At 69.8% G+C, this 7,093-nt stretch carries 7 protein-coding genes; 5 read left to right on the top strand and 2 right to left on the bottom strand.

Translation table 11 applies throughout. The features are described from left to right. Positions 1 to 30: 30 nt before the first annotated feature. Positions 31 to 1,626 carry an MDR family MFS transporter gene (locus ACWGIG_RS35345; protein WP_453325799.1) on the bottom strand — a complete coding sequence of 532 codons (1,596 nt, stop codon included), beginning with the start codon at positions 1,624 to 1,626 and terminating at the stop codon, positions 31 to 33. Positions 1,627 to 1,751: 125 nt separating this feature from the next. Here ACWGIG_RS35345 and ACWGIG_RS35340 point away from each other — a divergent pair, with 125 nt between their 5' ends. Further along, positions 1,752 to 2,336, top strand: a complete 585-nt coding sequence (locus ACWGIG_RS35340) for a TetR/AcrR family transcriptional regulator (protein WP_453325798.1) — start codon at positions 1,752 to 1,754, stop codon at positions 2,334 to 2,336. 43 nt (positions 2,337 to 2,379) lie between these two features. Here the strand turns inward: ACWGIG_RS35340 and ACWGIG_RS35335 are convergent, their stop codons facing one another. Then, positions 2,380 to 2,964, bottom strand: coding sequence for a M23 family metallopeptidase (locus ACWGIG_RS35335; protein ID WP_453325797.1), 585 nt, complete (start codon positions 2,962 to 2,964; stop codon positions 2,380 to 2,382). Positions 2,965 to 3,538: 574 nt separating this feature from the next. On the opposite strand from ACWGIG_RS35335, the gene ACWGIG_RS35330 reads away from it, so the two are divergent. The 4 genes from ACWGIG_RS35330 to ACWGIG_RS35315 all read left to right on the top strand — a co-directional run bounded on the left by ACWGIG_RS35330 (position 3,539) and on the right by ACWGIG_RS35315 (position 7,054). Next, the gene (locus ACWGIG_RS35330; protein WP_453325796.1) at positions 3,539 to 3,934 is read left to right on the top strand and encodes a hypothetical protein; all 396 of its coding nucleotides are present in this window, start codon (positions 3,539 to 3,541) and stop codon (positions 3,932 to 3,934) included. Beyond that, positions 3,931 to 4,176, top strand: coding sequence for a hypothetical protein (locus ACWGIG_RS35325; protein ID WP_453325795.1), 246 nt, complete (start codon positions 3,931 to 3,933; stop codon positions 4,174 to 4,176). Before ACWGIG_RS35330 ends, ACWGIG_RS35325 begins: the two co-directional genes overlap by 4 nt. Before the next feature lie 84 nt (positions 4,177 to 4,260). Then, positions 4,261 to 4,605, top strand: a complete 345-nt coding sequence (locus ACWGIG_RS35320) for a trypco2 family protein (RefSeq protein WP_453325794.1) — start codon at positions 4,261 to 4,263, stop codon at positions 4,603 to 4,605. 10 nt (positions 4,606 to 4,615) lie between these two features. Beyond that, a complete protein-coding gene (locus ACWGIG_RS35315) occupies positions 4,616 to 7,054 on the top strand; it encodes an NACHT domain-containing protein (protein WP_453325793.1) in 2,439 nt (812 codons plus the stop codon). Positions 7,055 to 7,093 lie beyond the last annotated feature (39 nt).

Raw genomic sequence — 7,093 nt, 5'->3', positions numbered from 1 at the left:
GTGTTGCTGCGGGCCCCCTTCCCCTGTCCCTCAGACCGAAGCCGGAACTTCGTCCTTGGCTGTGTCTGCCCCGGCCTTCTCGGCCTTCTTCTCCGGGCCCGCGCCCTTGAGCATGACCTCCTTGACGAAGAACGCCGCCACGAACCCGACCACCGCGATGCCCGCACCCAGCAGGAACGCGCCGTGCGTGCCGGACGACACCGCGACCTGGTACATCTCGCGCATCTCCGCGGGCAGCTTGAGCAGGCTCGCCGCGTCCAGCGCCGCTCCCTGCGGCAGCCCGCCGGTGGTCCCGCCCTGGGCCACCATCGAGTCGGTCACCCTGGCGGTGAACAGCGCGCCCATCACCGAGACGCCGAACGAGCTGCCGAGCGTACGGAAGAGGGTCGTGGACGAGGACGCGACGCCCATGTCCTTCGGCTCGACGCTGTTCTGCGCGACGAGCATCGTGATCTGCATCAGGAAGCCCATGCCCGCACCGAGGACCGCCATGTAGATCCCGGAGACGAGGCGGGTGGTGTCGGTGCCCATCGTCGAGAGGAGGAAGAGTCCGACGGTGACCAGGGCGCCGCCCAGGATCGGGAAGATCTTGTACTTTCCGGTGCTGGTGGTGATCCGGCCGACGACCAGCGAGACGACCATCATCGACAGCAGCATGGGCAGCAGGAGCAGCCCGGAGTTGGTGGCCGACGCGCCCTGCACGGACTGCTGGAACAGCGGCAGGTAGAGGACCGCGCCGAACATCACGAAGCCGACGATGAAGCCGATCACCGACATGAGGGTGAAGTTCCGGTTGCGGAAGATGTGCAGCGGAATGATCGGCTCGACGGCCTTCGTCTCCACGTACAGGAAGCTGCCGATCGCCAGGACGCCGACGGCTGCCAGCCCCAGGATCTGCCCCGAGCCCCAGGCGTACTCGCTGCCGCCCCACGTCGTGACCAGCACGATCGCGGTGATGCCGACGGTCAGCAGGATGGTGCCGAGGTAGTCGATGTTCGCCTTGCCGCGCGTCTTCTTCGGGAGGTGCAGCACGGTGGTGATCATGACGAGGGCGAGCGCGCCGAGCGGGACGTTGATGTAGAAGGACCAGCGCCAGCCGAGGCCGTCGGTGAGCGCGCCGCCGACCAGCGGGCCGCCGATCATGGCGAGCGCCATCACGCCGGCCATCATGCCCTGGTACTTGCCGCGCTCACGCGGCGGAATCAGGTCGCCGACGATCGCCATGACGCCGACCATCAGACCGCCCGCACCCAGGCCCTGGACGGCCCGGAAGCCGATCAGCTGGCCCATGTCCTGGGACATTCCGCTGAGCACGGAGCCGAGGACGAAGATGACTATGGAAGTGAGGAAGATGCCCTTACGGCCGTAGAGGTCGCCCAGCTTGCCCCAGATGGGGGTGGAGGCGGCGGTGGCGAGCGTGTACGCGGTGACCACCCAGGACAGGTGCTCCAGACCGCCGAGCTCGCCGACGATGGTCGGCATCGCGGTGCCGATGATCATGTTGTCCAGCATCGCGAGCAGCATGGCGATCATGAGCGCGAGGAGGACGACGCGCACACTGCGCGGCTGCTTCCCGGTCTGCTCCGCCGGTGGCGTCTCTGGTGCCGCTTTCCCCGTGGTCTTCATATCCCGCTCCCCTGTGGTACTTACTTGCCGCCCGGCAAGCTGGCTACACTTCAGGAAGTTAGACCCCTAACTAGCCGGGCGTCAAGTAAGCTTGGGCGAGTTGAACAAGCCTTGGGAGTACGACGATGAACAGCAGCGCCAGCGGGACGAGCCGGCCGCGCCGGGGTGACACGCGTCAGCGCATTCAGGACGTGGCGCTGGAGCTGTTCGCCGAGCAGGGGTACGAGAAGACCTCGCTGCGGGAGATCGCCGAGAAGCTCGACGTGACCAAGGCGGCGCTGTACTACCACTTCAAGACCAAGGAAGACATCCTGATCAGCCTCTTCGAGGACCTGACCCGTCCGATGGACGAGCTGATCGAGTGGGGCGAGAGCCGGCCGCGCACGCTGGACACCAAGAAGGAGCTGCTGACCCGCTACAGCGCCGCACTGAACGACGCGGGCCCCCTCTTCCGCTTCATGCAGGAGAACCAGGCGACCGTGCGGGACCTGAGCATCGGCGACAGCTTCAAGGAGCGGATGCTCAAGATGATGGCCCTGATGCGGGAGCCGGACGGGCCGCTGATCGGCCAGGTCAGGTGCATGAGCGCGCTCTTCACGATGCACGCGGGGATGTTCGCGCTGAAAGACGTCGAAGGCGACTTCGAGGACAAGCAGAAGGCCGTCCTCGAAGTCGCCATCGAGCTGATCACCCAGGCCGACTCGGCCTGACCGTCCCTTCCTTTTCAGGGTCGGACGGTGACGCTCTTCGGGGTCAGACGGTGACCCCCACCGAGCGCAGGTAGGAGACCGGGTTGATCGAGGAGCCGTAGTTCGGGCTCGTACGGATCTCGAAGTGCAGGTGCGGGCCGGAGGAGTTTCCGGTGTTGCCCGACAGGGCTATCTGCTTCCCGGCCGCGACGTGCTGGCCGACCTGGACCTGGACGCGGGACAGGTGGGCGTACTGCGAGTACGTGTGGTTGGCGTGCTTCACCACGATCGCGTTGCCGTACGCGGGGCCGTCACCGGCGCCGTTCGGGCCCGCCTTGACGACGGTGCCGGCCGCGACGGCCTTGACCGTGGTGCCGATCGGCACGGCGAAGTCCTGGCCGGAGTGCTTGTGGGTCCACATGCCGCCGCCCTTGCCGTACGTGGCGGAGAGGGCGTACCGCTGGACCGGCTTGGCCCACGACTTCTTCTTGGCGGCCTTCTTCTTGTCGGCCTTCGCCGGAGCCGCGGCCTTCGCGGGTACCGAAGCCCCCGCGGCGAAGGCGCTCCCGGAGCCGACCACGCACGCCGCACCGACCGCGGTGGCGACGACGGCGGTACGGATTCGGCGGGATGTGACGCTCTTCGACATACGGGCGATACCTCCGGAAGCGACTGAACCCGGCGTGTTCGCCGGGCTTGCTCCACATTGGTAACCCGCCCGGGTCCGGAGCCCCAAAACCCCCAGTTACTACGCGGCCTCGTAGTGGGATCGGTGGAATTCCGTCGCTTGACGCCCTGTGGGGCCCTCCTGCGCCCTCCGGAAAATCTTGGACGGAGCGGGTTTAGCTCCTAGCCAGAACGTCCGGATTCAGACATACGCCCCTGCTCCACAGCGGTCCCGCCGCTCCGGCCGAAGGCCCCGTGCCTCTCTCCGCCAAGATCCCGCCGGAGGTCCTGGCCGGACCACTATTCCGGCTAGTAGGCGGGGTCGGCCCTGTGCGCCTTGTCACGGGCGGGCCCGTGCGCCGCGTCCTTACGGGCCCGTGCGCCATGTCCGTACGGGCCGATCCGGCGTCAATCGGACACCTCTCGCCCACTCATACGGACGACGAGCCGCTGTTTCCCCGCCCGTTCGTCCCTCGTGCGCAAGTCTCAACCGCATGAGGGGCGTCGGCGTACCGTGGTGGCGGAGGACCGTGCTGGCCGGACCGGAGGGGCACCGTATGGGTGAGGACCGCAGGGGCGAGAGCGGGAACACCACCGACGACAGCAGCGACAGCAACGCCGGCAGCACCCACACCGGCGGCACCCACACCGGCGGCAGCAGCACCGGCGGCATCATCTGGCACACGGTCGTCAGCGGCCGGCAGATCGACCTCCCCGCCACGCTCCCCACCATCCGCGCCGCCCTCACCGCCGCCCAGGCCGCCGACCTGGACGCCGAGATCGCCCGTACTCCGGCGCTCGACCTCCCCTTGGTCCTGGCCCGCTGGGCACTGGCCCCGACGGATGCCGCCGAGGAGGACGAGGCCGTGTTCGCCCGCCTCGCGACCGGCGACTTCTCGGACTGCGTGGCGGCCTCGTCCGACGAGCCCCGACCCCGCCCGGAAGCCTCATGACACGTCTGCGCATCCAGTACGCCCCGGCCGCGGAGACGGCCCGGTACGCGATGCACCCCGACCTCCGCCAGCGCTTCGAGCACTCGATGCGCGCGCTCGCCAAGGATCCGTACGGCCAGGGCACGAGAGACGTGAAGGGCGAGAAGGACCGGCGCCAGGGGGTCGCGGGCGGGGCGGTGGTCGTCTACTACGTGAGCGCGGCGGTGCTGGTGGTGACGGTGGTACGGATCGTGCACGCGTGAATTGCGCGCCGCGGGAACCGGAAGCCCTCCCCACCCCGTTGTAGGGGTGAGCAGTTCACGCCACTTCAGCTCAGGGGGACCTCCATGGCCAACTCCTCGCACGAATTCGACGGCATCGAACTGGCGGACGCGGTCGAGTCCGTCCGCAACCAGCTGATGACGGCCGCCGCGCGCTCGGCGGGCAAGGAGATCACATTCACCGTCGGCGACATCCAGATGGAGTTCACCGTCGAGCTCCGCAAGGAGATCAAGGGCGGCGCGAAGGTGAAGGCGTGGGTGGTGGAGGCGGGCGCCGACGCGGCCCGCTCCACGGGGCGTACGCACAAGGTGGCGCTGACGCTGAAGCCGAAGGTCACCAGGACGGGAGCCTCGCTGGACGTGGGCAACCCCGCCGAGGCGGACCTGAGCAGCTTCGGCGAGGTCGATTGAGAGCCCGCCGATGAGCATCGACTACGCATGCGCGGCCGTCGCCGTGATCGGCACCCGGCAGGGCAGCGGCGTGCTCCTCGGCAGTACGGTCCTGACCTGCTCGCACGTCATCGGGGACAACCCCCGGGCCCCGGTGGAGGTCGCCCACCCGGACCACCGGGGCACCCGGCGGTACAGCGTGGCCTGGCGCAGCCGTGCGCTCGACGCCGCCCTGCTGACCCGGGACGGCTCCGAGCAGCGCGCCTGGCACCACGACGCCCGGCCGAGCAGCACGGACACCCACGGTCCGCTCCCCGGCTGCGAGATCGTCGGCTTCCCCCACATCCAGCGGTACGACGGCGGGAAGCTGGACACGGACCACTTCACCGGCACCGTGCTGCCGTCCGCCGGTCTGATCCGCCGCGAGCTGACCTTCGAGTTCGACCGTCCGCCGGCGGCCGAGGAGTCGCCGACGGCCGAGGAGCAACCCGGCGCGCCCTCTCCGCTGGCGGGCCTCTCCGGCGCCCCGGTCTTCTCCGGCGGCAATCTGCTCGGGATCGTACGGTCGGTGCGGACCGGTCGCGGACTGCGGCGCGTGACGTGCGTGCCGCTCGCGCTCCTCGCCGAGGACGCCTCCTTCCGTCAGGTGTACGGCCTGCTGCACCAGGACCCGCCGTTCCGGCTGGAGAACATCACCGGCTCCCACCCCGAGGACCCGCCCCACGAGCGCGAATACGCCCTGGCCCTGCGCGCCGCCTACCGCAAGACCAAGATCTTCGGCCTCGACGAGCTGGGCAAGCCGGACACCGAGTGGGACCTCGACACCGCCTACCTGAGCCTGGAGGCCCAGTCCACCGGCGACAGGACGGCCCGGAGCCCCCAGCGCATCGACACCCTCCTCACCGCCCGCCCCCGCGTCCTCCTGCGCGGTGACGCGGGCGCGGGCAAGACCACCCTCGTCTGGTGGCTCGCCGCCCACGCCGCGGCCGGCACCCTCGGCCCGCAGCTCGCCCGGCTCAACGGCCTCGTTCCGTACGTCGTCCCGCTCCGCACCCTGCGCGCGCAGGGCCGCCCCTTCCCGGCCCCGGCCCAGCTCCCCACCGCCTCCCGCCTGATGATCGACGAGGCTCCGGACGGCTGGGCGGGGCGCGTGCTGAAGGCGGGCCGGGCGCTGATCCTGGTCGACGGCCTCGACGAGGTCTCCCAGGACGACCGGGAGGACGCCCACACCTGGCTCTCGGAGCTCCTCGCCCGCTACCCGGACAACCGCTGCATCGTCACGTCCCGCCCCCTCGCCGTCGAGCCGGGCTGGCTCGGCTCCGAGGGCTTCGAAGAATTACGCCTTCTGCCCATGCGGAACGGCGACATCCAGTCCTTTGTCGCCGCCTGGCACCAGGCCGCCCGCCTCAGCACCTCCGACCCCCACGAGGACCTGCCCGACCTGGAGCGCGATCTCGCCCACCAGTTCCGCCAGAATCCGGCCCTCGCCGACCTCGCCCGCACTCCCCTGCTCTGTGCGGTGATCTGCGCGGTGCACCGGGTCCGCCAGGGATTCCTCCCGGAAACGCGCTGGGCCCTCTACCGCTCCGCCCTCCACATGCTTCTCGGCAACCGCGACAGACGCCGCAGGATCGGCTCGCCCGAGGGCATCGACATGACCATCGAGGAACACACCCAGCTGCTCCAGCGGATAGCGATCTGGCAGGTCCGCGGCGGACAAACGGAATTCACCCGTCTCCAGGCCGTACGCCAGCTCCAGCCCGCTCTCGCCGGAATGGAACGCGTCCGCGCACAGGGCTCCTCCGACGCGATCCTCACCCACCTGGTCAACCGGACCGGTCTCCTCCAGGAACGCACCGACGACTTCTTCCAATTCACCCACCGCACATTCCAGGATTTCCTGGCGGCACGGGAATTCGTCGAAGGAGATCATCTGGCCGAGCTGATCCTGCACGCGGAGAACCCGCAATGGGAGGACGTCGTCCTGCTCGCGGCCGGCCACTGCAACCGCCGCGAACTCCACCGGCTGCTCACCGGCCTCCTGGAAAAGGGCACCCGCCCCGTCCTGACCGCCCTCTGCGCCCAGCACGCCACCTATCTCGACGAGACCCTGGCCCGCCACGTCCAGAACCAGCTCCGCACGGTCGTCCCGCCGTCCGGCCCGGAACACGCTGCCCAACTGGCCCGCCTCGGCCCCTCCGTGGTGCCCGTGCTGCCGCGGCCCGAAGAACTGAGCCCGAGCCACGCCTTCTACACGGTCCGGATGCTCGGCCGGGTCGGCGGGCCCGAGGCCCTGGCGTACGCGGCCGGGCTCGCCCGGAACGCCGATGCGGACACCGCCCACGCGCTGGTCGACGCCCAGTCCTCGTTCCCCGCCGCCGCGTACGCACGCGACGTCCTCGCGGTGCTCCCGTCCTCCCCGGAGCCGCGCACGCGCCGCGCCGAGGCCCGTCGGCGGCACCAGGAGTAGAGCGCCCCCACGGGCGCACGAAGAAGGGGCCCCGGAAAC

Source organism: Streptomyces sp. NPDC054863 (assembly GCF_053610825.1).
The sequence above is the reverse complement of the archived record's forward strand: the minus strand, read 5'-3'. Positions and strand labels throughout refer to the sequence as shown.